Origin of the sequence: Chryseobacterium sp. SIMBA_028, from assembly GCF_046535285.1 — a bacterium.
In the GTDB taxonomy this organism is placed as follows: Bacteria; Bacteroidota; Bacteroidia; order Flavobacteriales; family Weeksellaceae; genus Chryseobacterium.
In genome coordinates this window covers 1-902 of record NZ_JAWRWZ010000043.1, presented here as the reverse complement: position 1 = coordinate 902, position 902 = coordinate 1, and the positions used below count along the sequence as shown (strand labels likewise).

Annotated in this window: 2 protein-coding genes; both read left to right on the top strand. The window is 34.4% G+C overall.

What is annotated here, in order from left to right:
* Positions 1–297 (top strand): hypothetical protein (locus SCA31_RS22420; protein ID WP_410699269.1); only part of this gene is annotated, 297 nt, incomplete at its 5' end.
* An 18-nt stretch (positions 298–315) separates the two neighbouring features.
* The gene (locus tag SCA31_RS22415) at positions 316–900 is read left to right on the top strand and encodes a DUF6705 family protein (RefSeq protein ID WP_410699268.1); all 585 of its coding nucleotides are present in this window, start codon (positions 316–318) and stop codon (positions 898–900) included.
* The last annotated feature ends 2 nt before the right edge of the window (positions 901–902 follow it).

Below are 902 nucleotides of genomic sequence, written 5' to 3'. Positions count from 1 at the left end.
GTCAATAAGGTATTTATTTCTGTCGTTACCTCCGATGGAATATACCAGTTAAGGGGGGACAACATTGATCCTGATAAGCTTACAATGTATAGCCCTAATGAAATTCTGAGTCTAAATCAGACTTATTCTGAAAAAATGGGCAATCCGAATATATCAAGAGAAGCGTTGCAAAAGGAATTTCTTAAGTTTATGGAAAAGAGCATGAAAATTGAGGGAGCCAAGCTATACGAACAGGATAGCGATGGCAAGACTTCCGAGGTAAAAAAAGACGGGCCAAAGGTTGATTGTCCAAAATAATATAATATAAAAGAAATTATGAAAAAAACAGTTATTATACTTTTACTAGCCTGTGTAAATTTAATATTTGCACAACAGGTTTTTCCTTTAAATACGCCTAAGGTTGATACTCCAAACGGAGCCTATTATAAGGATCTGGATGGAGAGCTCAACCAATATGTAGGAACATGGAAAGGAAATTGGGAGGGAAAAACATTGTTTTTAGAATTGAGAAAAGTAAAAAAAAGACATACAGCAGGTGATGGAACATACTTTGATGTGGATGCAATTTTAGGAGGAAGAAAAATAATATCTCCAACTGGAATAGTAGAAGTTGACCAGATTACCAATTTTGATGAAAACTTATCCGAATTTTACGGGATGTTTGGACAAAAGAAAGACTTTTCTCAGAAATTTCTTTTATTCCAGCCCAAGGATATGTGCAATAAAACAGCTAATGTTAACATTAACTTTACCAATGCACAAAAAACAGAAATGAAACTAAGCCTAAAGTTAAATCCAAATGGTGTTCTTACATCTTGCCAATACTATAATTTGATTATCGTGGAGGGGAAAAGTTGGCCGATTAACTTTCCGAAAGACATCGTTCTAACCAAACAATAAGT